This is a genomic window from Streptomyces sp. NPDC058052 (assembly GCF_042885515.1).
Taxonomy (GTDB): Bacteria; Actinomycetota; Actinomycetes; order Streptomycetales; family Streptomycetaceae; genus Streptomyces.
Map to the genome: position 1 here is coordinate 257,247 of NZ_JBHVRX010000002.1, position 22,453 is coordinate 279,699.

The 22,453-nt window shown below is 75.5% G+C and carries 17 protein-coding genes; 4 read left to right on the forward strand and 13 right to left on the reverse strand.

Going from position 1 to position 22,453, the window contains the following annotated elements; translation table 11 throughout:
- Positions 1 to 156: 156 nt before the first annotated feature.
- The 3 genes from ACFVU3_RS03795 to ACFVU3_RS03805 all read right to left on the reverse strand — a co-directional run bounded on the left by ACFVU3_RS03795 (position 157) and on the right by ACFVU3_RS03805 (position 6,574).
- Complete coding sequence (locus ACFVU3_RS03795; RefSeq protein ID WP_390063358.1) at positions 157 to 3,279, reverse strand: hypothetical protein; 3,123 nt, start codon at positions 3,277 to 3,279, stop codon at positions 157 to 159.
- Positions 3,280 to 5,160, reverse strand: a complete 1,881-nt coding sequence (locus ACFVU3_RS03800) for an HSP90 family protein (RefSeq protein ID WP_390063360.1) — start codon at positions 5,158 to 5,160, stop codon at positions 3,280 to 3,282.
- Positions 5,161 to 5,596: 436 nt separating this feature from the next.
- Positions 5,597 to 6,574, reverse strand: a complete 978-nt coding sequence (locus tag ACFVU3_RS03805; protein WP_390063361.1) for a hypothetical protein — start codon at positions 6,572 to 6,574, stop codon at positions 5,597 to 5,599.
- A 179-nt stretch (positions 6,575 to 6,753) separates the two neighbouring features.
- Here ACFVU3_RS03805 and ACFVU3_RS03810 point away from each other — a divergent pair, with 179 nt between their 5' ends.
- Together ACFVU3_RS03810 and ACFVU3_RS03815 are read left to right on the forward strand one after the other, a co-directional pair.
- The gene (locus tag ACFVU3_RS03810) at positions 6,754 to 8,307 is read left to right on the forward strand and encodes a glycosyltransferase (RefSeq protein WP_390063363.1); all 1,554 of its coding nucleotides are present in this window, start codon (positions 6,754 to 6,756) and stop codon (positions 8,305 to 8,307) included.
- A gap of 570 nt (positions 8,308 to 8,877) precedes the next feature.
- Positions 8,878 to 9,366, forward strand: a complete 489-nt coding sequence (locus ACFVU3_RS03815) for a hypothetical protein (RefSeq protein WP_390063364.1) — start codon at positions 8,878 to 8,880, stop codon at positions 9,364 to 9,366.
- Between the two features lie 21 nt (positions 9,367 to 9,387).
- Here ACFVU3_RS03815 and ACFVU3_RS03820 read toward each other — a convergent pair whose 3' ends face one another.
- Positions 9,388 to 10,881, reverse strand: coding sequence for a carboxylesterase/lipase family protein (locus tag ACFVU3_RS03820; RefSeq protein WP_390063366.1), 1,494 nt, complete (start codon positions 10,879 to 10,881; stop codon positions 9,388 to 9,390).
- A 206-nt stretch (positions 10,882 to 11,087) separates the two neighbouring features.
- Here ACFVU3_RS03820 and ACFVU3_RS03825 point away from each other — a divergent pair, with 206 nt between their 5' ends.
- A complete protein-coding gene (locus ACFVU3_RS03825) occupies positions 11,088 to 11,489 on the forward strand; it encodes a hypothetical protein (RefSeq protein WP_390063368.1) in 402 nt (133 codons plus the stop codon).
- Positions 11,490 to 11,498: 9 nt separating this feature from the next.
- Here ACFVU3_RS03825 and ACFVU3_RS03830 read toward each other — a convergent pair whose 3' ends face one another.
- On the reverse strand, positions 11,499 to 12,296 hold the full coding sequence (locus tag ACFVU3_RS03830) for a class I SAM-dependent methyltransferase (protein WP_390063369.1): 798 nt from the start codon (positions 12,294 to 12,296) through the stop codon (positions 11,499 to 11,501).
- A gap of 119 nt (positions 12,297 to 12,415) precedes the next feature.
- Here ACFVU3_RS03830 and ACFVU3_RS03835 point away from each other — a divergent pair, with 119 nt between their 5' ends.
- A complete protein-coding gene (locus tag ACFVU3_RS03835; RefSeq protein ID WP_390063370.1) occupies positions 12,416 to 13,300 on the forward strand; it encodes an NAD-dependent protein deacetylase in 885 nt (294 codons plus the stop codon).
- Positions 13,301 to 13,445: 145 nt separating this feature from the next.
- Here ACFVU3_RS03835 and ACFVU3_RS03840 read toward each other — a convergent pair whose 3' ends face one another.
- The 8 genes from ACFVU3_RS03840 to ACFVU3_RS03875 form a co-directional block, all read right to left on the reverse strand.
- The gene (locus ACFVU3_RS03840) at positions 13,446 to 14,249 is read right to left on the reverse strand and encodes a sulfite exporter TauE/SafE family protein (protein ID WP_390063371.1); all 804 of its coding nucleotides are present in this window, start codon (positions 14,247 to 14,249) and stop codon (positions 13,446 to 13,448) included.
- A gap of 162 nt (positions 14,250 to 14,411) precedes the next feature.
- Positions 14,412 to 15,182, reverse strand: coding sequence for a response regulator transcription factor (locus tag ACFVU3_RS03845; protein ID WP_390063372.1), 771 nt, complete (start codon positions 15,180 to 15,182; stop codon positions 14,412 to 14,414).
- 31 nt (positions 15,183 to 15,213) lie between these two features.
- Positions 15,214 to 16,920, reverse strand: coding sequence for an amidohydrolase (locus ACFVU3_RS03850; RefSeq protein ID WP_390063374.1), 1,707 nt, complete (start codon positions 16,918 to 16,920; stop codon positions 15,214 to 15,216).
- 335 nt (positions 16,921 to 17,255) lie between these two features.
- Positions 17,256 to 18,050 (reverse strand): SGNH/GDSL hydrolase family protein, encoded by a 795-nt coding sequence (locus tag ACFVU3_RS03855; protein ID WP_390063375.1) that lies wholly within the window; start codon positions 18,048 to 18,050, stop codon positions 17,256 to 17,258.
- A 341-nt stretch (positions 18,051 to 18,391) separates the two neighbouring features.
- The gene (locus ACFVU3_RS03860) at positions 18,392 to 19,006 is read right to left on the reverse strand and encodes a hypothetical protein (protein WP_390063376.1); all 615 of its coding nucleotides are present in this window, start codon (positions 19,004 to 19,006) and stop codon (positions 18,392 to 18,394) included.
- Between the two features lie 260 nt (positions 19,007 to 19,266).
- The gene (locus ACFVU3_RS03865; protein WP_390063378.1) at positions 19,267 to 19,485 is read right to left on the reverse strand and encodes a DUF6458 family protein; all 219 of its coding nucleotides are present in this window, start codon (positions 19,483 to 19,485) and stop codon (positions 19,267 to 19,269) included.
- 223 nt (positions 19,486 to 19,708) lie between these two features.
- Positions 19,709 to 20,620, reverse strand: coding sequence for a S1 family peptidase (locus ACFVU3_RS03870; protein WP_390063379.1), 912 nt, complete (start codon positions 20,618 to 20,620; stop codon positions 19,709 to 19,711).
- A gap of 419 nt (positions 20,621 to 21,039) precedes the next feature.
- Positions 21,040 to 22,395: an amidohydrolase gene (locus ACFVU3_RS03875; RefSeq protein ID WP_390063380.1), complete on the reverse strand. Its 1,356-nt coding sequence runs from the start codon at positions 22,393 to 22,395 to the stop codon at positions 21,040 to 21,042.
- Positions 22,396 to 22,453: the final 58 nt, after the last annotated feature.

Sequence of the window (22,453 nt, forward strand, 5' to 3'; positions counted from 1 at the left end):
CTATTCTGTGTATGCCCCTTTCCGCGTCACCCCGGCCCCCCGCCGGGGGGGGGGGGGGGGGGGGGGGGGGGGGGCGGGGGGGGGGGGGGGGGGGGGGGGGGCCCGGGCGGGGGGGCCGGCCCCACCACCGCCCCCCGCCGACGGGTCGGCCGACGGTCAGCGGGAGAGGAACTCCTGCCGGAGGGCGTCCAGGACGCGGGACGCGTCCGGATGGCCGGTGTTGCGGCAGCGGGCCGCCGCGGTGGTGAGACGGGCGATGGCCTCGTTGGTGCGGTCCAGGCCGTCGCCCTCGATCAGGGCGGCGACGCGGACGGCCTCGGCGCGCGCGAGTTCGCCCCGTTCGCCGCCCTCCTCGTGGGCCGAGATGGCGGCCTCGGCCTCCGGCAGTGCCTCGTCGTGGCGGCCGGACTCGGCGAGGACGCGGGCGCGGCGGTAATGGATCTCGCCGCGCTCGTACCAGACGGCGAAGCCGTCCTCGTCGGGCGCCAGCTCGGCGAGGACCGCGTCGGCGCGGGCCAGGTGCTCCAGGGCGGTGCCGGTGCCCTCGGTCTCGCGGCTCCGCATGGTGAGGCGCGCGAACTCCCGCATCATCAGGGTGATGAGCGGCGGGTTGGGGGCCTCGGCGTGGGCGGCGACGGCGCGTCCGTACGCCAGGTCCGCCGCGTCCCAGCGGTCCGCGAGAGCGAGCGTGGTCGCCGCCTCCGCGGCCACCAGGGTGAGGACGGCGCCGCGGTCCTCCTCGGGCCAGCCGGCGACGGTGTCCGCGAGGCGGAGCAGTTCCTCGGCGGCCGGGAGGTACTCCTCCAGGTCGCGCAGGCCCCGGCCGAGGGTCAGGCGGGCCTGGGCGACGGCCCGTTCGCCGATGCCGGACGTGGAGTCGTCCGCGAGGACGGACTCCAGCACGGCGACCGCGTCGGCCTGCCGGCCGGAGCGGGAGAGGACCTCGGCGAGCTGGAGGCGCGCCTCGGTGGCCTCGCCGGGCTCCTCCGTCTGGTCGAACCGGGCCGCGGCCTCGGAGAGATGGCGGACGGCGCCGTCGAAGTCCCCGAGGTGCGTGGAGGCGTGGCCGAGGAGCCTGTACGTCGGGGCGAGCGCGAAGGAGGTGTCGTCGTACGCGACGGCGTCCGCGATCGCGGAGTGGAGCAGGTCCACCGCCTCCTGCGGCTGGTCCTGGGCGAGCAGGGTCTGCGCGAGGAGCGCGGACGGGCGCGGGCGGCGCCAGGGCCGGCCGGCGGCTTCGATGTCCTGGAGCGCGGCGCGCAGCTCCCGCTCGGCCTCGGCGAGATCGCCCCGCCGGCCGGACATGTCCGCGCGGAACTGGCGCGCGTTGGCGCACTGGTGCGGGTGGCCGAGGCGTGTCGCCTCGGCCAGCAGCGCGTCGACGGCCCTGTCGAACCGTGCGGCGACGGCCGCGGTCTCATCCGCCGGCGTCAGGGCCGCCGCGTCACCGTCCTGGCCCCCGTCCGCATGCTCCCCGGACGCCCCGGACGCTCCGGACGCCCCGGACGTCTCGCCCGCCTCGCCCGTCCGGACCTCCTCCGGCGCGTGGCGGTGGGCCCGGCCCAGGACGTCGAGCAGTTCCTGGTACGCGGCGAAGGCCGCCGAGTAGAGGACGGCGAGGTACGCCAGGGTGCGCTCGGCGCGCAGGTCGGTGCCGAAGGCGGCCTCCGCCGCGCCGAGCGGCCGCCCGTCGAAGGGGGCCTCGGCGAGCAGCTTCTCCGCCTCGCGCAGCACCTCGTCGAGCGCGGTCCGGGCGGCGTCGCGGTCCGGGCCGGGGCCGCCCTCGCGGGCACTGGGGGCGGTCGTCCAGGCGAGGGAGCGGGCGCGGGCGGAGAGGGCGTGCCACGGCATGGCGAGGCGCTCGAAGCCGTCGACGGCGGAGGCGAGTGCGGCGGCGCCCGCCGTGTGGTGGTCGTCCAGCCAGAGCCGCTGGGCCTCGTGCTCGGCCAGTTCGGCGCGGAGCAGGTCCTCGGGGCCGAGGGTGTCGTCGTGCGGCCCGGTGGACGCGGCGAGGCGCTCGGCGATCCGGGTCCAGAGCCGGGAGTCGCCGGGGTGGCCGTCGCGCGCCAGGCGGCGGGCCTCCCGCACGAGGGCGGCGAAGTCGTCCGGGACGGCGATCCGGGCGGCGGCCGGCGCGGCGGACGCGGGGGCCGGGGCGGCGGCACGGACGGTGGTGGACGCGCGCAGGCCGAGCGGCAGCGGCTCGTCGAGCGGCGGACGGCGGGCGAGCCGCTCCCGGCGCCGGTCGCCGACGGCACCGGTGCCGTTGCGGGCGTCGAAGGCGGCGGCGAGGGGTTCGGCCTCGGCGCGGACGTGGGCGAGGAGTTCCGCGGCCGTCCAGGCGCGGCCGGGCGGGCCGGCGACGGCGGTGTCGCCGTGGCCGTCCTCGACGAGCCGGGCGAGGAGCACCTCGGCACCGGTGAGGAAGCCGAGGCGCGCGAGCGGGGCGCCGGTCGCCTCGAAGAGGGTCCGGTTCTCGGCGAGGATCTCCAGGCCGCGGCCCTCGTTGCGGGAGAGCGCGCAGAACTCCAGGTGGAGCCCGACCTCGGACTGCATGCCGGTGTTGCCGCGCACCTTGCGGTAACCCGTGAGGTGGTGGGAGCGGGCCTCGTCGGTGCGGCCGGTCCGCAGCAGCGGCAGCAGGGCGCACGCCTGGCTCATCTGCGGTTCCTCGCTGCAGCTCTGCTCGCCGTCGAGGACGGGCCGCCAGGCGTCGAGCGCCCTGGCGTCGTCGCCGCCGGTGACGTGGTACCAGGCGTGGTGGCGGGTCTCGCACGCCTCGCAGTCGCTGAGCTCGGTGCGGGGCCGGGTGGCCCACAGGTCGTACGCGTCGGCGGCGCCGGTGCCGGTGTGGTGCGCCAGCTGGTAGCCCATGGCGGCGACGGGCTGGATGCCGTGGCCGGCGGTCTCGTACCGGTCGCGCATCTGGTCGATCCAGCCGCGGATCGCCGTCAGGGGCATCTCGGGCACCTGGAGGAGCGAGGTGGTCACCCACTTGAAGCGCCAGAAGACCTGGTGGGCCTCGTAGGGGCTGAAGGACTCGGGGTCGGAGTCCCACAGCTTGAGGATGCGGGCGAAGGCGACGGGCGACTTGCGCTGCTCGCCGGTGAACTCGTAAGCCGTCATGAGTTCGAGGAGCGCGGTGACGAGCACGTCGGGCTTCTCGAAGACCTCGGCGGCCTCGACGAGTTCCTCGGCGGTGACGGTGCGCGACAGGCCGTGGGGGCGCTCGTGGTTCTCGCGGAGTGCCTCGACGACGGCCTCGGGAGTGTCCAGCATCTACAGTTCCTTCCGGGGCTCGGAGCCGGGGCCGGCCGTGCCGGGCTGGTGCATGGCGTGGGTGAGCAGGCCGATGAAGGCCCGGTTGAGCAGCGCGCTCTCGGAGGCCCGCAGCGGTCGGCGGCTGAGCAGCAGCGCCTGGCCGTAGAGGGCTTCGGCGGTGGTGACGGCGAGGCCGCGCTCGCCGATGGTGAGGGCCTGCCGGACCAGCGGGTTGAGGTGGTTGAGGACCAGCTGGGCGCGCGGGGTCTCGTTCCGGAGGGAGCCGAGGATGTCGGCCCACAGGCCGTCGCTGTCGGCGGCGAGGCTCGACCGGGTGCGCTCGTGCCGGGCGTCGCGGTTGTCGAGGAGCAGCGCGGGGGCGGTCACGGGCTGGAAGTCGCGCAGGACGACGTCGCAGTCGTGGACGCCGATCGTCTCGCGGGCGACCGCGAGGAAGGCGGCGGCGCGCAGTTCGGCGCTCGGGTCGACGGCGTCGAGGTGGGCCGTGACGGTGGCCGGGTCGAGGTCGGTGACGGCGGTGCCGGGCCGGATCTCGGGCAGCCGGTGGACGAGGTCGCGGTCGTAGGTGTAGCCGCCGTTGACGACGCCGAGCCCGGCGGCCGAGGCGATCGGCGCGACCTGGCGGAACTCCTCGACGCTGCGCGTCACGAGGAGCGTCGGGTGGGTCCGCGCGAACTCCTCCAGGGTGACGTTGCCGTCGGTGGTCTCGAACGGCAGCCAGGGCAGCACGATCCGCAGCAGCTCGTCGTCGTAGCGGGCGAGCGCCTTGACCGCGAGGTGATGGGTGTCGATGAACCGGTGGAGGAGCGCCGGGTCGCTGGCGGCGAGCCCGGTGAGCCAGTCGCGGATCCGGTCGCCGAGGGCGTCCCGTACCGCGGACAGCGTGCCGTCCTCGTACAGCGACTCGCGGGAGGCCGTCGGGCGGAGGCTGGTGGTGTCGACGACGCAGCGCACGAAGAACGCCCACTCGGGGAGCAGTTCGGGCGCCTGGTCGGTGAGCAGCATGCCCTTGAGGTGGACACGGTGTCCGGCCCGCTGGGCCGGGCTCACGGCGGCCGGCAGGACGTAGGCGACACCGCGCAGCCCGGCGGCGGGCAGGTCCAGCTCGATGGTGTCGAGCGGGGTGAAGTCGAAGAGCTCGCGGCAGTACGCGGTGTACGCCTCGCGCTTGGCCAGCGGGGAGCGGTGCGCCTTCTCCCACGGCGGCGCCTCGTTGATCCGGTGGCTGTCGCCGCGCGCGTCGACGACGGTCACCTCGTGGCGCAGCAGCCCGCCGTAGTGCCGGGCGAGGGCGACGACCTGCTGGGGGCCGGTCCACTCGGCGTTGTCCGCGCGCGGGACGAGCTTCACCGTGGTGCCGGGCTCGGGGAGCGTCGCGGACGGCAGGGTGCGGATGGTGTACCGGCCGTCGGAGTGGCCGCGCCATTCGACGGTGGGCGCGGCCGGGTCGGCGGCGGAGCGGCTCAGCACGGTGATCTCGTCGGCGACGACGAAGCAGGCGAGCAGACCGATGCCGAACTGGCCGATGAACTCCCCGCGGGCGGCGTCGAGCCCCGCCCCGTCGAGGGCGCCGTCGGCGGTCCGCTTGGAGCTGCGCCCGATCGTGGCGAGGAACCGGTGCACGTCGGCCTCGGTCAGACCGATGCCGGTGTCGGTGACGGTGAGCGTCTCCCCGGTCCGCACGGTGATCGTGCCGGGCGCGCCGGGGGTGAGGGCCTGCCGGGCGGTGATCGCGTCGACGGCGTTCTGCAGCAGTTCCCGCAGGTAGACGCGGGGGCTGGAGTAGAGGTGGTGGGAGAGCAGGTCGACCAGGCCGCGCAGATCCACCTGGAAGGTGTGGGCGGTCGGGGAGCTCGGGGAGGTCTCGGAGTGGGACACCTGGCGCAGTCCTTCGGTGCGCGCCCGCGCGCTCTGCGACGCGGACGGGGTGCGGTGGGGTGGGTCGGTACGAGGGGGTGGTCGGTACGAGGGGGTGGTCGGTACGAGCGTGTGCGGGAGCGGTGGGGGTGGGACGCGGGGCCTGGGCGGGTGCCGGGCCGATGCGGAGGGGTCGCGGTGACGGGTGTTCGTACGGTGGAGCCGGTGCGGGTACGCGTACGGGCGGGCGCCCGCGGCTGTTCCTGGGCCGGGGCGCACCGCTGCCGGTCCTGCCGTCACCGACTCGGGCCGTCGGCGGCGGTGTGCCGTCGCGAGGTCCGGCCCGGGCCTGGTGCGCACGCGTTCCGGACGCGGCCCGCGACGGCGGGGGCAGGAGCCGTCCCGCCCCCGTTCCGTCCCGCTCGCCCCCGCCCCGCCCTGCCGCTGCCGCTGCCGGTCAGCGTCCGGCGCGGGAGCGGTGCTCCTTGTACGCCCTGGCCGGGTCGGAGCCGTCGAGGTAGCACCACGGGAACTCGGTGACGCGTCCCTCGGTGGCCCGGAAGAACGCGCGGGCGGCGGTGAGGTCGCCGGCCAGGGCGAAGGCCATGGCGAAGGCGTTGTGCGCCTGGAGCCAGCCGCGTCCGCGGACGAAGTCCCGGTGGCGGACGGAGTGGTCGGCCGCCTCGTGGAGGGAGGCGATCACCTGGGGCTGCCCGATGTAGCGGGCGTCGGGCCCGGAGTCGAGGGCGAGCCAGTGCTCCAGGTGCGCGACGGCGACGAGCTGGCCGAGGAGCGTCCCGCCGGGCGCGCCGAAGGCCGACGCGCGGGCGAAGGCGTGCATCTCCTCGTGGGAGCCGCTCCACTTCTCGCAGACCTGCTGCAGCTGCTGCCGGTGCGCGCCCAGGTGGTGGGGGTCGCGGCGCACGGTCGCCTCGAAGCGGCGCCGGGCCACGTCCTGTCCGACCTGGAGCCCGCGGCCGGTGACCTGGAGGCCGTACCAGGGCGAGGTCCATCCGGGCTCCCGCTCGGCGACCTCGTACAGCCACGTCTCGGCCGTGGCCAGCCGCTCGTGGAAGACCTGGAACTGTTCGCGGGACACGTGCGCGGCGCGGGCGGCCGTCCTGGCCTCCCAGCCCCAGCTGATGTGCCGGACGGCCGCGACGAGGCGCGGCAGGGCGGCGTCGGGCTCGGCGGCCATGACGCCGGCGATCCACCGCTCCACCCCGGCGACCTCTCCGACGGTCCACAGGAGACCGGTGCGGTCCTCGCTCTCGGGCCGCGCGTCGAGGATGTCCCGTACGCCCGCCCAGTCCGCGGCCTCCGCGGCGGCGCGGACGCGCGGTACGTCCGGATCGTCACCGTCCTCGTCGACGCGCGCGACGGGCCGGCCCGTCCATCGTCCCAGCGTGGTCCCCACGTCACGGAGCAACGCCATTTCCCCACCCCTTGCTGTGTTCGCACGGGGTGGCTGATGATCGTCCCACCCCGTGGGTGTAGTGACTATCACGCACGACCGACAACCGCACACCCGTTTGAGGTCGCAGGTCAGGTCGGCAGGACCGCGCCGGGTGCGGACTCCCGGCGGCACCGGGCGGAGAAGGCGGAGGGTGCGGCATGCGGGTGGTGGTGAGCGCGTACGGGGCGCGCGGGAGCGTGGAGCCGATGGTGGGCCTCGCGGTGCGGTTGCGGGAGCGCGGCGCCGAGGTGCGGGTGTGCGCGCCGCCCGACGAGGAGTTCACGGAGCTGCTGGCCGAGGCCGGTGTGCCGTCGGTGCCCGTCGGTGCGCCGGTGCGTCCGCTGGTGACGACCGTGAAGCCGGGGTCCGCGGAGGGCCTGGCCCAGCGGGCGGCCGATCTGATGGCCGCTCAGTTCGGCGCGGTCGCCGACGCGGCGGACGGATGCGACGTGCTGGTGGCGACGGGCCCTCTGCCCGTCACGACGGGAGCGCGGTCGGTGGCCGAGCGGCTCGGCATCCGCTACGTGTACGTCACGCACACGCCCGTCGTCCTCCCGGCGCCGCACCAGCCGCCGCCCGGACGGCGGGGGCGGCCGCTGCCGCCGGAGGTGAGGGACAACCGTGAGCTGTGGGACCTCGACGCCCGCCTCGCCGACGACATGTTCGGCGGGACGCTGGAGGCTCTCAGGGCCTCCGTCGGTCTGCCACCGGTCCGGAACGTCCGCGACTACGCCTTCACCGACCGCCCGTGGCTCGCGGCGGACCCGGTCCTGAGCCCCTGGCCGCCGTCCGGCCCGGCCGTCGTGCCGACCGGCGCGTGGCTCCGCCCCGACGACCGTCCGCTCCCGCCCGCGGTGGTGGCCTTCCTGGACGCCGGCGCCCCGCCCGTGTACGTCGGCTTCGGCAGCACGCCCCTCGGCACGCGCGCCCCCGACCTCGCGAGGGCGGCCGTCGAGGCGATCCGGGAACGCGGCCACCGCGCGATCGTCTCCCGGGGCTGGGCCGGTCTCGCCGCCCCGGACGACGGGGACGACTGCCTCACGGTCGACGAGGTCGACCACCGGGCGCTCTTCCCCCGGCTGGCCGCGGTCGTCCACCACGGCAGCGGCGGCACCACGACGACGGCCGCCCGGGCGGGCGTGCCGCAGGTGATCGTCGCCCAGGGCGGGGACCAGCCGTACTGGGCGGACCGGGTGACCGCGCTGGGCATCGGCGTCGCGTACGACGGCCCGACGCCGGCCCCCGGGTCGCTCTCGGCCGCCCTGGCGACGGCCCTGCGCCCCGCGACCCGTGCGCGCGCCGAGACCGTCCGCGGCACGGTCCGGTCCGACGGCGCCTCGGTGGCCGCGCGGTTGCTGTACGAGACCGCCGGCCGCCGGCGGCGCGGACTGGGCCGCCGGGACCGGGACCCGATGCCGTCCTCGGCGGCCGGCGACTCGGCGTCCTCCGGGACGTCCTCGTCCGCGCGGCGGCACAGGGGCGTCCTCGGCGTCGGCGGCGGAGCCGGGGAGTTCGTACGCGACCGTGACGCACATACCCCTGGGCCGGTGGCGGATCCGGTCCAGGGGCGGGCCACGGGAGGCCGACCGGGTCAGCGGTCGGCCGTGGGCTCCGCCCCGCAGTCGGCGAGCAGGGCGGCGAAGGCCGCGTCGGCGGCGTCCCCCGGGAACTCCCGCACGACGGAGCCGTCCCCCGGGGACGCGATCACATAGCTCCCGGCCTGGTACGAGAGACCGCCCCAGGGCTCCCGCGTGTGAGCCCGTGTCAGCACCCGTCCGCAGCGCTCGCAGACGATCCACGGCACGAGCACGCCCTCCGCCGCGCCACCGCCGATGCCGTCCCCGCCGATGCCGTCCCCGGTGCCGCCCGCCCCGTCGTCGTGCTCGATCAGCCGCACCCGCGACGGCATCCCGTCCCCGAGGACCCGCTGGATCCCGGGGGTCAGGGCCTCCCTCTCGCCCCAGCTCTCCGCGACCACGGAGATCCGTGCCCTGTCGGTCCCGCCCACCGGCACCCGTCGGGCGACGAGCGACGAGACGAGCACGCCGAGCCCCGCCTCCTGCTCGCCGATGGCCCAACAGTCCCGCACTTCCCGGGCCTCGGCCTCCGGCAGCAGGGCGGCGAGCCGGTTCCAGGCGACGACTTCCTCGCTCATCCGCCCCACGCTAGTACGAGGAGTCCGACCGCCCGCGTCCATGCGAGCCCCGTCGGGGCCTTTCGGGCTCGCGGACGAGCAGGGGACCGGCGGGCCCTGGCCGGCCGGGGAGGGCGATGATGGGCGCATGACCACGGACCTCGCGCTCTTCGCCGACTACTTCCAGATCCACGTCCTGGACGACGGCTCGGATGCCGACCTCGGCGGTGCCTGGACGGAGCAGGCCGTCCTGGACGGGCTCGGGGTCGCCGACGGGGGCCTGGCCCTCGGGACCGCCGTCAACGTGACCGTCGCCGTGAGCGTGCAGGTGCTCGCCGCGGAGCCGGACGACGACCGGGACGACTTCGACCACGTCGTGGAGGCCGGTCTCGACGTGGCGTCGGGGCGGCTCGTCGTCCTCGGCTGCACGGACTACCTGCCCGACGCGGCCCGCTTCGCCCTGCCCGCCGGGTGGACGCGGGTGCGGGCCTCCCGGCGGAACCTCGCCGCCGCCGTGCGCGCGGACGTCGCGTCGGACGAGTCCCCCGAGACCATGGAGCACCTGCGGGTGCAGGCATGGCCGGCGCCGTACGCCGGGCCGCGGGTCGTCAAGCGGTGGACGCCCCCGGAGTCGTGACCCCTGGCCCGGACCTCGCCGTCACGGGCACAGCAGGGGAAGGCCGACGGCCGCCCAGAGGGCGCGGGGCGCGGCGGGGAGGTCGCCGGGCGGCTGGTCCTCGGGCCTCCAGACGCGGGCGGCGCGGCCGGTCGCGTCCTCGACGGGGGCCCAGCCCGGGTCGCCGGTGGCGGCGAAGCCGGCCCAGGCGCGGACCATGCGGCGGGCCAGGTCCCGGTCCGCGTCGGTGGGGGCGCCGCCGATGAGGAACGACAGGCGGGGGTCGTCGTGGTTGCCGAAGGCGAAGGGGATGTCCGCGCAGTGCCAGGCCCGGACCGCCGTGCCGTCCCCTCCCCCGCGCCGGCGGTCGAAGCGGGCGAGGTACGCCCGCCCGCCCGCCCCGGACTGGGCCTCCGCGAGGCGCTGGGCGAACTCGCCGAAGAGCAGGTCGCCGAAGACGGCGAGGTGGACGTCGCCGGCCGGGGCGTGCGGCAGCGCGGCGCGGTAGCCGGCGACCAGCTCGCCGGGGAGGCCGAAGTCGGCCGCGAACCGGGCGAGTTGCGTGTCGGTGGTGAGCTTCGCGCAGCTGCCGACGGCGTCGAGGAGCCAGTACTCCTCCGTGGTGTGGCAGACCAGCAGGTCCACGCACCGGCCCGCTCCGGCGGCCAGCGCCGTGAGGGGGTCCGCGGGCAGGGTGTCACCGTCGAGGACGGGCGCGAAGAGGGAGGGGTCGTAGTGGCGGGACCCCGAGCCGGGGTCGTCGCGGTACGCCTCCACCACCCGGTCCGCGGCGGCGACGAGGGCCTCGGGCGCCGCCGACGCCCATCCGGCGGCCGTGGCGGGGCAGTCCGCCTCCGCCGCGATCTCGCGGGCGGTCGCCGCGGCGATGTCCGGGGTGTGGAAGACGCCGGCCGGGCTGTGGGCGATGGCGCGGTGGAACAGGCCCCGGGCCGCGTCCATCACCATCAGGCACGCCACCGACGCCGCGCCGGAGGACTGGCCGGCGAGGGTGACGCTGTCGGGGTCGCCGCCGAACGTGGCGATGTTCTCCCGGATCCAGCGCAGGGCCGCGACCTGGTCCAGCAGCCCCCGGTTGGCGGGGGCGCCGGGCACCTGGCCGAAACCCTCGAAGCCGAGGCGGTGGTTGAGGGTCACGACGACCAGGCCGGCCCGCGCCAGCGCCGTACCGTCGAAGTCGGGCTGGGCGGAGGAGCCGAAGGTGTAGGCGCCGCCGTGGAACCAGACCAGCACCGGCAGGCGGCCGCCGGGCGCCGGGGTCCAGACGTTCACGGTGAGGACGTCCTCGTCGCCGGGCGACCACACGGGCGCCCCGGGCAGCTCCGCCGACTGCGGGGCGATCGGCCCGAACCCGGTACCGTCCCGCACCCCGCTCCACGGCACGGCCGGGGCCGGCTCCCGGAACCGGTGGGGGCCGAACGGCGGCGCGGCGTAAGGGATGCCGAGCACGGCGACGACGTCGTCCGCGGCCCGGAAGCCCTGGACCGCGCCGCTCCTCGTCTCGAAGACGTCGTCCAAGGAGAGTGCCTCGTTTCGCTCGCGGGAGGTGGGGACGGGACGGGCGGGGTGCCCGGAGCCAGCTTCGCGCCCGGCACCCACCCGGTCCAACACCGGAGCGGCCGCGATCCACGCACCTGTGTTGTGAATGCGCGGTCGCGGGCTTCGCGCGTCCCGCCCAGGGGCCTTGAGCATCCCCGCAGGGGCCGCTGCTAGATTCGTCCGCCATGCGATCACACGAGTTCGACCGCGACTTCCGCGACAAGGCCCGGCGTACGAGCGCCTGGGGCGTGGGCCTGCTGGCCGCGGCCGGGCTCCTGTGGGCCTGGTGCGCGGTGCTGCTGCTGACGTCCTACGAGGTGGACCGGAAGCCCGACGACCCGTACCCGGCCGAGTGCGAGGCGCGCCTCCTGACCGACGAGAGCACCGCCAACCGGGGCCTCCGCCAGAACTCCTGGTGCCAGAACGAGCGCGACTGGCCCGAGGCGCTGGCCGTCCTCGGGCTGTCCGTGCCCGTCTCGATCGCCGGCGTCGCCCTCCTCACCACCGGCACCGTGAGCCGCCGCATGAGCGCCCACGCCCAGGCCATGCGCGAGCTGGACCGGATCGCCGAGGCCCGCGGCGTGTGACCTCCCGGCTCACCGGTCGTGCTTCCGGCCGATCAGCTGGAGGAGACGCGCGGTGTGCATGTACGGATGGCGTCCCGTCAGGGCGAGTTCGAGGCGTTCGAGGTCGGCGTAGAAGGCGGGCTCGTGCTTGCGGGCGTCGTCGGTGAGGTAGTCGCAGACGGTGCGGATGCCGTAGTGGCTCACGTCCCCGCAGCCCAGGCCGGCGAGATGGCCGGTGAGCTCCTCGGCCGTGTGCAGGACCAGTGTCGAGCCGAACATGTGGGTCGCGGCCCGGTCGGAGTCGAGCGCGGCCGCCGCCGCGGGCAGGTCGAGCTCCCGCACGGCGACGGTCAGCGGCTGCGAGTGGCGGTTGATCGCCATCAGCGAGAACAGCCCGCCGGCGCGCAGCGGAGCGAGCGCCGCGGCCAGGGTGCCGCGGGCGTCGTCCGCGTACTGGACGAGGTTGTGGCACAGCACCACGTCGAATCCGCCGCCGGTGAGCCCGGCGGGGAGCCGGTGCACGTCGGCCTCGACGCAGTCGATCCGCTCCGCCAGCCCGGCCGCCCCGGCCCGCTCGGCCGCCGCGGCGAGCATCGCGGGCGCGTGGTCGACGATCGTCACGTGGTGCCCGCGCGCCGCCAGCCGCACGGCGTCGCCGCCGTCCCCGCCGGCCAGGTCGAGCACCCGCAGCGGCCCGTCGCCGAGCGCCTCGGCGTGCCGCACGAGATTCGCCTCGGCGACGGCGTAGCGCAGCCGCCCCCAGGGGGCCTCCTGCCATTCCTTCCAGACGTCCATGGCACGGTCGAACTTCGCTGCGGCTTCAGACATCCGCCGACGATAGCGCGCCTCCGGCGGCCGCCCCGAGGGTCCGCCCTCCGACCAGGTCCCCCGGCCCGCTCTCCGGCTGTCGGCGGCACGACCGGCGCGTCCTTTCGTACGCTGGCGGCATGCGTATGCGGCCTACTTTGAGCTGGACTCCGACCGAGGACCTCCCGCCGGGGACGACGGACCTGGAACCGGTCGTCGGTGTGGTGCGGGCCGGGGGTGTGCTCGTGCTCAGCGGGGCCGGGATCTCCACCGAGTCGGGGATCCCGGACTACCGGGGCGAGGGCGGGAGCCTGAGCCGGCACACGCCGATGACCTACCAGGACTTCACCGGGGGCGTGCGGGCCAGGCGCCGGTACTGGGCGCGCAGCCATCTCGGCTGGCGCACCTTCGGGCGGGCCCGGCCCAACGACGGGCATCGGGTGGTGGCCGCGTTCGGGCGGGAGGGGCTGCTGGCCGGGGTGATCACCCAGAACGTCGACGGGCTGCACCAGGCCGCCGGCAGCGACGGGGTCGAGGAGCTGCACGGGAGCCTCGACCGGGTGGTGTGCCTCGGCTGCGGCGACGTGAGCGCGCGGCGCGAGCTGGCGCGGCGGCTGGAGGAGGCCAATCCCGGCTTCGATCCGGTGCCGGCCGCGCTGAATCCGGACGGGGACGCCGATCTCACGGACGAGCAGGTCGCGGGCTTCCATGTCGTGCCGTGCGTGGTGTGCGGCGGGGTCCTCAAGCCGGACGTGGTGTTCTTCGGCGAGACGGTGCCGGCGGAGCGGGTGGAGCGCTGCCGCGCGCTGGTGCGGGAAGCGGCCTCGGTCCTGGTGCTGGGGTCGTCGTTGACGGTGATGTCGGGGCTGCGGTTCGTGCGGCAGGCGGCGCAGGCCGGTACGCCGGTGGTGATCGTGAACCGGGATCCCACGCGCGGCGACAAGCTGGCCGCCGCCCGGGTCGCGCTGCCCCTCGGGAAGGCGCTCACGGCCGTCGCGGAACGGCTGGACGTCGCCGTGGAGTGATCCGCCTGTCGCGAGGCGAGGCGAGGCGAGGCGGGGCGGGGGGGTGGCCCCCCTGTCGCGGGGCGAGGGGGGGCCGGGCGTGAGGGTGGTCCCCCGCCGCGAGGCGAGGGGGGCCGGGCGTGCGGCGGGCCGATCCGCCGCCGGGTCAGGTGAGGGCCTGAACGGCGTAGAGGGCGCCGATGGTCGTGGCGAGCGTGCCGAGGAGGAGGCGGAGGGCGCGCTCGGGGAGGCGGGGCTGGAGGCGGGCGCCGAGGTAGCCGCCGACGAGACCGCCGAGGCCGCAGGCGAGGCCGAGCCACCAGTCGGGGGCGATGTCGCCGGTGCCGGCGAGCGCGAGGACGGCGTACGTCGCCGCGCCGACGACGGACGTCACGAACGTGGTCGCGAGGGCGGCCGGCGCGACCCGGGCCACCGGAAGGCCCCGGGCGACGAGGACCGGGCCGATGAGCGAACCGCCGCCGATGCCGTAGATGCCGCCGACGACGCCGACGACGAGGGCGAGGGCGGTGAGCCCTCCGGGGGACGGCTCCGCGGTCGGAGCGCCGCCGGACGGCGCCGGCCGGGGGCGGCGGGCCGGGAGCAGGGTGCGGGCGCAGAGCCACACGCCCAGCGGCAGGAGGAGGCCCGCGATCAGGAGACGGTAGACCGTGGGGCCCGGGAGGGCGTAGACGCGGATCACCGCGCCGGCCACGACTCCGGGCAGCGTTCCGGCGACGAGGCGCCGGGCCAGCGGGCCGCGCAGGGCGCCGTCACGGCGGTAGCGCCAGAGGGCGCCGGGCCCGGCCACCACGTTGAACAGCAGGTTCGTCGGCGTGACCGCGGGGTTCGGCACGCCGAAGACGCTGAGGTGGACGGGGAGCAGGAAGACGGCGCCCGACACCCCGACGGGCGCGGTCACCACCGAGATCAGCAGGCCGGCCAGCACGCCCGCCACCCATGTCCACTCCACCGTACGGTCCCCCGCCCCGTGTCTTCCCCCGGCCCGGCCTCCGCCGCCCGGCCCTGTCCGGCCGCTGCCGTCCGGACCCGGCGGCCCGGCCGCTGTCGTGCGGCCCTCGCCGTGGCGCACCGCCCGGCCGGGTCAGTATCCGCTGTCCGCTCTCCGGGGCGGTCAGGGGGAGGCCGTGACGCCCCAGGCGGCGGCCCGGGCCGCGGCGGCCGCCCGGTTGGGGACGCCGAGCTTCGCGAGGATGTGCTCGATGTGGGTGCCGACGGTGCGCGGGGTGACGTACAGCCGCTCGGCGATCTGCCGGTTGGTGCGGCCGGTCGTCAGCTCGGCGAGCACCTCCAGCTCCCGCGGCGAGAGCCCGCCGGGCCGTCCCGTCTCCGCCTGCCCGGGCGCGGTGGCCTTCCGGGGCGGCGGGGCGTCGCAGGAGGCCACCGCCGCGGCGAGGGACTCGGTGAGCAGGGTCACGACGGCGCGCGCCGGATCGGGGGTGCGGCGGGGGCGCCGGACGCTGATGTTCAGCATGCCGACGTACCGGCCGTCGGCGGCGAACAGGCACTGGGCGACGCCGTCCTCGATGCCGAGGGGGGACAGCACGTCCTGGAATCCCGGGGACGCGGCCAGGAGGTGCGCGGGGACGTCCCTGAGCCAGAGCCCGCCTCGGGCCGGGCTCCGCAGCACGGGGAACACCGGGTCGTGGTGGAGGCGGGTCTCGATGTAGGCCGTGGCGTCCTCGGGATAGCTGCCGGCCAGCGTGGTGTGGCGCCGCCGCTCCGGGTCCCAGCGGGAGAGGGAGGCGTGGTCGTGCTCGACCACGTCCGACAGGGCCGCCAGGACCGTGTCGACGCCGGTCGCGCCGGCCGTGGCGCTCATGGCCGCTTCGCGGACCCGGAGGGCCGAGTCCAGAAGGTCCGCCGTGTCGTGCTGTGCTGCCATTCCTCCAGGATGATCATCTACCTGGAGTACGTCAATCGCGCAGGGTGTCGTGCACGACCTTCCCGTCCATGACGGTGAGCACCACGGGCATCCCCGGGATGGCGTGCGGGTCGGCGCCGAGCAGGTCCCCGTCCACCACGCACAGGTCGGCGACCTTGCCGGGTTCCAGGGAGCCCTTCCAGTCGTCGGCGAAGTCCTGCCGGGCCGCCTCGATCGTGTACGTGCGGATCGCCTCGGCCAGCGCGATGCGCTGCTCCGGGCCGCTGACCCGGCCGGCGGCCTTGGACTCGCGCAGCACCATGGTGGCGACGCCCTGGCGCCAGTCCGGGTGCGTGACGGGCGCGTCGGAGCCGCTCGCGACGCGCACGCCCGCGTCGATGGCGTCGCGGTAGGGCCAGGCGTAGGCGGCGCGGCCGGCGCCGACGAACTCCTCCTCCATGTCGGCGACGGTCCACTTGATGGTGGGGTTCATGTTGACGCCGTAGTCGTGGGCGGCGAGCACCTTCATGGCGTGCGGGGTGAGGAAGTCGCCGTGGATGACGTAGTGGCGGGCGTCCGTCCTCGGGTGTGCGGCCGCGGCCTCGGCGAAGGCGTCCGCGACGGTGTCGATGGCCCGGTCGCCGGTGGCGTGGACGCCCAGCTGGTGGCCGGCGGCGTGGGCGTGCCGGATCATCGCCCGGATCTCGGCGGTCCGCTCGTCGTCGATCTCGCCGCCGACGCAGAGGGAGCCGCAGCCGCCGCCGACGTACGGCTCGTGCATCCAGGCCGTCTTGTTGGGGACGATGCCGTCGGCGAAGACCTTCACGCCGTGGATCGCGAGGCGGCGCGGGTCGTCTCCGGCGGTGGTCCCGTCCAGCTCGTCGAGCGTGCGGGCGAACTCCTCGGCGGTGCTCGCCATACCGGTCGGCAGGAGCAGGACGCCGACGCGGGCGGTCAGCTCGCCGTCCGCGAGGAGCTCGCGGTAGACCTCCAGCGTCGCCGTGCCCAACGCGCCGCGCATGATGCCGTCGCCGCCGGGGCCCAGGCCGGGCTCGGTGTAGCTGGTGACACCGAGGGCGGCGAGCGTGGCGAGGGTGGACCGGATCGCCTCGGTCCGCTCCTGCCGGCCGAGCGGCGGCAGCGCGTTCTGGACGAGGGCCTGCGCGCCCTCGTGGAGAAGGCCGGTGGGCTCGCCGGCGCCGTCCGTGACGATGGCCCCGCCGGGCGGCGCGACGGTGTCGCGGTCGACGCCCATGAGTTCCAGGGCCTTGGAGTTGACCCAGGTGGCGTGCCCGGAGAAGGAGTACAGGACGACGGGACGGTCGGGGCCGACGGCGTCGAGGTCGGCCCGGGAGGGCTGCCGGGACGGGTCGGCGACGCACTCGTCGAGGTAGCCGGTGTCCCAGCCGTGCCCGGTGATCCACTGCCCGGCGGGGGTCCGCCCCACGGCCTCCCGCACCGCCTCGGCCACGTCCGCGAGTGACGCGACCGCCGGGTGGCTCAGGTCGAGGGAGAGCGGCGGGGAGGACATGCCGAAGGCGCAGCCGTGCAGGTGGGAGTCGTTGATGCCGGGCAGCAGCGTGGCGCCCTTCAGGTCGACGACGCGGGTGTTGGGCCCGACGAGCGGCGCCATGTCCTCCCGGGTGCCGACGGCGCTGATGACCGTGCCGGTCACCGCCAGCGCCTCGGCCACGGTGAACTCCGCGTCGACCGTGACCACCCGTCCACCGACGAACACCAGATCCGCATACGTACCCACAGCAGGGTCCTTTCGAAGAGCGGGCGCACGACCGGCGCCCGCGAACGATCTCCGAGGACTATGGCCGGACGGGCCCGCGTCGCACATCGGTCGTTCCACCGATACGGGTGTCCGCACCTGACCGCGCCGGCCCCCGGGCCACCCGCCCGGGCCGGAACCACCGCGCGGCGGCCCGGGAAGGAGACCGCGCGCTGACCTGACCGCCCTGTGACCAGGGACCGGACGGCGCCGTGGGCTGCCGGTCCGGTCCCTTCGCACGGGGCGGGTGCCGCACCTTGCCGGCTCTGCCCGCGCCTCGGTACCGGCGCCGGCAGGGCCGGCGGCTGCGAACGGCGTCAGACGGCCGAACGGAACGCGGGCAGGTATCCGCCCGACTGCCCGGCGGCCTTCGGGTGGTAGGAGTTGTACACCGGCACGGACAGGCTGTGCAGCCAGGCGTCCCCGGAGCAGATCTCGTGGCCCGTGAACTCGTCGACGACGCTGGAGAAGGTGAAGCCCGCGTTCGCCGCCTGCTTCGCCAGAACGGCGTTGAGGGTGTCGGAACCCCGGTTGATGGCCGCGCGCTCGGTCTCGCTGAGTCCGGCGATGCAGCTTCCGGACAGCTTGTAGAACCGGGGGTACCCGAGGACCACCACGCGCGCCTGGGGTGCGCGGTTGCGGATGTCCCCGTAGAGGGCGGAGAGGCCGCCGGGCAGCGTGCCGTTCATCTTCACGATCGCGGCGTTCACGGCCGCGACGCAGGTCGCCTCGCTGTTGAGGACGCAGGTCTGCATGATGTCCGCGAACCCGACGTCGTTGCCGCCCGCCGTGACGCTCACCAGGGTCGTGGTCGAGTTGAGGGGGCCGAGCTGGCCGCTGCGGACGGATCCGGTGGTCGCACCGGAGCACGCGGTGAAGGAGAACGAGGCGGGGGAGTTGGCCGCCGCCCACAGACGGGGGTACGCGTTGGTGCTGCGACGGCAGTCGCCGCTGTCCGAGAGGTAGCTGCCGGCGCCGACGCCGGAGGAGTACGAGTCCCCGAGGGCCACGTAGCGGTGGCCGGCGGCGGAGGCCGGCTGGGCGAGTCCGAGGCTCGCGGCGGCCACGGCGAGCGCGGTTGATGCGGACAGCACGAATCGTCGCCAGAGCATGGCGGTCAGCCTCAAATCCGGGGTGGGGGAGGTGGGTTGGGTTGAACGCGACACTTCTAGCAGGGCGTGCGTACCGGCGGGTAGCCCCCGGGACGGATGTCGTCCGCTTTGGGCGCATGTTTTTTCTCCGCGCGTAGACTCCGTCCCGATTGCGCCCGTTGCGCCACGCCCCCGAGCCGCCGTCCGGCGCGCGGAGGGGCGCGCGCCGGGCGGAGCCGTCAGGAGTCGGACCGCCGGCGTCCGAGGCGTTCCGGGCCGTGGCCCGGGAGAGCGCCGGCCGCCCGGAGGCGGTCACGGCGGATGCCGCGCGGTTCCCGGACCACCCGGTTCCGGGGGTCTCGTCAGGCGTCCGGGTTCTTGCCGGTGGCCGAGACCTTGATCCGGTCCGTCTGGAGCCTGGCGAAAGGCTGGAGGTCTCCGGGGGCGGACAGTTCGCTGCCGGAGACCCACGCGACGACGGTGCCGACCCGGAGAACGGCCGTGGCCTCCGCCTCCTTCGTGTACGCCTCGCCCTCATCGGCCCCGGCGTCGAGCGCGAGGGGCTTCGACGTGGCGCCGTCCTTGTCGCGGCCCTCGGCGAGAAGGGTCTTCATGCCGACCTTGGCGTTGTCCACGGAGTCGTAGGCGAGCAGGCCGAAGGTGACCTCCCGGCCGGAGGAGGCTTCGGCGTCGTACTCGGTCTCGCCCATCGCGGTGAGGCCGACGCAGCTGAGCGCCCCCGCGTCCTGGCATGCCTCCAGCGCCTTGCCGCCGTCGATGACGTTCTGCTCACCGCCTTCCCACCCCTGCGGCGCCGACAGCTTGCTGGGCAGCGCCTGGGCGACCTGGGACGGATTGAAGGGCGCCGCCGCGGGGCCGCCCAGCGGGTCCCCGGAACCCCCCGATCCGTCCGAGCAGGCCGTCAACCCCAGAACCAGGGCGGCTCCCATGGCGATTCCGCGGATCCCCCGTGCCATTCGACACTCCTCATGTTGGTGACCAGGCGTCACACATCGCGCGTGAACCCACGCGTACGACGTGTCATGGCTCACTCAACATCATGATCGCCGAAGTCTCCAACTCACTTACGGGCAGCGAGGGTACGAACGGAGAGGCCGCGCCGCTCGCGCACGTCAGGGCCCGGGCGAGGTGGCTGTGGCGGGTGTGGCACCCGCACTCCCGCGGAGTGTCGTGTCGCCGGTGAACCGGTCCGGAGGCCGACAGGCGACGGTGCGCGTCACAGCACGTCCCTCCGGTCGTCGGCCGTGGGCGCGACGGGAGGGACGACCATCCGGCGCCGGCGCAGGATGCTGGTGTAGACGAGGGTGCCGATGATGCCGACGGCCATCAGGATCAGCCCGACCATGTCGAGGTCGACCGATTCCGCTTCCCAGTCGGTCGCGAAGGTCAGGATGGCTCCGACCGCGGTGAGGATGATGCACAGTCCCAGGCCCATGGTTGTTCTCCTCCCTCGGGGGTTGGATGCGCTGCGCGTACCCCCGCCTCCCGGGTTCATTCCGCCCGGCCCGGGCATCGGACGGAGCCACCGCGAAGCCCACCGCTCCCGCCGGCGCGGCGAGTTCGGGTCCGCCGCCGCACGGGGCGCGCCCACGCCGTCGTGACGGCGTGGGCGCGGAGGAACGGTGCGGCGCGCGCGCGGGAGGGCGTCGGACGTCGGGTCAGAAGACGCTGACGCCGTAGGCGCTCAGCGCCTCCGTGACGGGCTGGAAGAACGTGGTGCCGCCGGAGGAGCAGTTGCCGCTGCCGCCGGAGGTGAGGCCCAGGGCGGTGGAGCCGGAGAACATGGCGCCGCCGCTGTCGCCGGGCTCGGCGCAGACGTTGGTCTGGATCAGGCCGTAGACGATGTCGCCGTTGCCGTAGTTCACGGTGGCGTTGAGGCCGGTGACGGTGCCGCCGCGCAGGCCGGTGGTGCTGCCGCTGCGCTGCACGGACTGGCCGACGTAGGCGTTGCCGGCGGCGGTGATGTCCCGGTAGCTGCCGTTGTAGAGGTAGACGCGCCCGTCGGCGGCGGAGGCGTTGGAGTGGCGGATGATGCCGTAGTCGTTGGTGGGGAAGCTGGTGCCGGCGCGGCTGCCGAGCAGCGCGGTGTTGGCGGAGTTGGTGTACCAGGTGCTCGCGGAGTCGGTGCAGTGCCCGGCGGTGAGGGCGTAGTAGGTGCTGCCGCTGCGGACGTTGAAGCCGAGGGAGCAGCGGCCGCCGCCGGCGTAGATGGCCTGGCCGCCCGCGATGAGCTTGTCGATCTTGCCCGGGGTGCGTTCGATCTTCAGGTGCGCGGCGTTGGCGCCGGCCGCCTTGCGGAGGGTGGCGATCTCGTCCTGCGAGACGGTCGCGTCGACGGTGACGACCACCTTGCCGGTGGCCTGGTCGGTGTACCAGGCGGTGCCGGCGACGTCGGCCTGGAGGACGGCCTCGCCGGTGGAGGCGAGCGTGCTCGCGGTGGCGCGGGGGGCGCCGGCCGGCTGGGCCGAGGAGGTGGGGACGGCCAGCGCGGACGCGGCGGCGAAGGCGCCGAGGACGGCGAGGAGGCGGGTGCCCTTGGTGAGGCCGCGGCTTCGGGTCGAACGGTTCACTGGATCCTCCGTATGGGGGGCGGGCCGCTGGGTGGGCGGCTCGGGCGGGGAGTGCGGTCGGCCGGGTGTGCCGACATGAACCTGACAAGCTCAGGAGGAATCCTCGACTCCGCCAGGAGGCGCGGCAAGGTGGACTTTCGGCCGCTCTACGCGCGTCCACCCGACCGTGACGACCCGTCGGCCGAGCGGACCCGCCATCCGGCTCCGCGCGGAAGGTGGATCGGAAATTTTCAGAGACCTGTTGCAGTTCAGGCGCCGGGGGCCGGGCTCCCCCGGCCCCCGCTCCCCCGACGCCCCCGCACGGCGGCGCGGGAGCGTTCCCACGGGCTCCGGCTCCGTCGGTACGGGGGCAGTGGTCCCCGTTTACGGCGTTCCGCCGCATGGCCGGATCCCGACCTTGCGCGGCACCGGGAGGCCGGTCAGGACAGGAAGGCACCGTCCCGGGCGACGACGACGCCGCCGTGCACGACGAGATCGCGCTGCGGCATGTCGACCACGACCTGGGGCAGGCCCTGGCCCCGTACGAGGACGAAGTCGGCGGGGGCGCCCGGCGTGAGGTCGGCGTGCGGCAGACCCATCACGTCCGCGCCGCCGTGGGCCGCCGCGCGGTAGCAGTCCCTCAGCTCCTCGTCGAGGCGGACGTCGGTGACCCAGCCGAGGATGTGCGCGCGGTGGAGCATGTCGGCGTTGCCGAAGGGGCTCCAGGAGTCGCGGACGCCGTCGGAGCCGAGGCCGACGCGGACGCCGTGCTCACGGAGCCGGGCGATCGGGAGGACGAGGTCGCGGGAGGGGGCGACGGTGGTGAGCGCGATGTCCTGGTCGGCGAGGCCGGCCGCGAGGACGCCGAGGTCACGGTCGGAGAGGCCCGGCAGACAGAACACGTGACTGATCGTCACCTTGCCCGCGAGGGAGAGGGCCCGGGTGCGGTCGATGATGCCGCGGATGGCCCGGACGCCCTCGTCGCCCCCGTCGTGCAGGTGGATGTCCACGCCGACGCCGTGCCGGTCGGCGATGCCGAAGACGGTGTCGAGGTGCTCGTCGAGGGCGTGGTCGAAGCCGATGGGGTCGATGCCGCCGATCATGTCGACGACGCCCCGGCGGGCACCCTCCTCCAGGAGCCTGGCCGTGCCGGGCGTGCGGATGACGCCGTGCTGCGGGAACGCGACGATCTGCACGTCCAGCGCGTGGGCGAGGCGGCGGCGCGCCTCGGCGAGGCCCTCGACACCGGCCAGGCCGTACGCCGGGGCCACGTCGGCGTGGGCGCGCATCCCCCGCGTGCCGCGGCTGACCGCGTGGCTCATCAGCCCGTACGCGCGCTCCGCCACCGAGCGGGTCTGGGCCCGGAACAGTTCCACGTCCTGCTCGACGAAGTCGGCGATGGTCTCCGCCGGCCGGCGCGAGACCCACGGTCCGCCCCACGTCGTCTTGTCGGGGTGGATGTGGGCGTCCACGAGGGACGGGAGGGCGATCCGGCCGCCGCCGTCGACGACCTTCGCGCCGCGCGGCGCCGGCCCGTCCGCGATCTTCCCGTCCACGACCACCAGGTCGGTGGCCGCCCCGCCGAACGGGCGCACGTCACGGAAGACGACGGTACGGGACCTGCGGTCCGCTCCGCCCCCGGCCCCGCCCCCGGCACCGGGCGCTGCGGCCGGCGCGGCGGCGGAGGCGGGGGCGGCGGTGACGGCGGCCGCCGCGGTCGTACCGGCCAGGGCCGCGGCACCGGCCAGCATGGAGCGGCGCGAGACCGCACCGGCGGGAGCGGAGGACTGCTGCATCGGGACTCCTTGTGGAGAGGAAGCGAGGGACGGGGAAAGACGGGAAGCGGGGAGGGGC

What these genes read in the sequence shown, in the direction of transcription:
- ACFVU3_RS03795 (WP_390063358.1), bottom strand. Translation starts at nt 3,279, where the DNA reads ATGCTGGACACTCCCGAGGCCGTCGTCGAGGCACTCCGCGAGAACCAC.
- ACFVU3_RS03805 (WP_390063361.1), bottom strand. Translation starts at nt 6,574, where the DNA reads ATGGCGTTGCTCCGTGACGTGGGGACCACGCTGGGACGATGGACGGGC.
- ACFVU3_RS03810 (WP_390063363.1), top strand. Translation starts at nt 6,754, where the DNA reads ATGCGGGTGGTGGTGAGCGCGTACGGGGCGCGCGGGAGCGTGGAGCCG.
- ACFVU3_RS03815 (WP_390063364.1), top strand. Translation starts at nt 8,878, where the DNA reads ATGACCACGGACCTCGCGCTCTTCGCCGACTACTTCCAGATCCACGTC.
- ACFVU3_RS03825 (WP_390063368.1), top strand. Translation starts at nt 11,088, where the DNA reads ATGCGATCACACGAGTTCGACCGCGACTTCCGCGACAAGGCCCGGCGT.
- ACFVU3_RS03830 (WP_390063369.1), bottom strand. Translation starts at nt 12,296, where the DNA reads ATGTCTGAAGCCGCAGCGAAGTTCGACCGTGCCATGGACGTCTGGAAG.
- ACFVU3_RS03835 (WP_390063370.1), top strand. Translation starts at nt 12,416, where the DNA reads ATGCGTATGCGGCCTACTTTGAGCTGGACTCCGACCGAGGACCTCCCG.
- ACFVU3_RS03845 (WP_390063372.1), bottom strand. Translation starts at nt 15,182, where the DNA reads ATGGCAGCACAGCACGACACGGCGGACCTTCTGGACTCGGCCCTCCGG.
- ACFVU3_RS03855 (WP_390063375.1), bottom strand. Translation starts at nt 18,050, where the DNA reads ATGCTCTGGCGACGATTCGTGCTGTCCGCATCAACCGCGCTCGCCGTG.
- ACFVU3_RS03860 (WP_390063376.1), bottom strand. Translation starts at nt 19,006, where the DNA reads ATGGCACGGGGGATCCGCGGAATCGCCATGGGAGCCGCCCTGGTTCTG.
- ACFVU3_RS03865 (WP_390063378.1), bottom strand. Translation starts at nt 19,485, where the DNA reads ATGGGCCTGGGACTGTGCATCATCCTCACCGCGGTCGGAGCCATCCTG.
- ACFVU3_RS03875 (WP_390063380.1), bottom strand. Translation starts at nt 22,395, where the DNA reads ATGCAGCAGTCCTCCGCTCCCGCCGGTGCGGTCTCGCGCCGCTCCATG.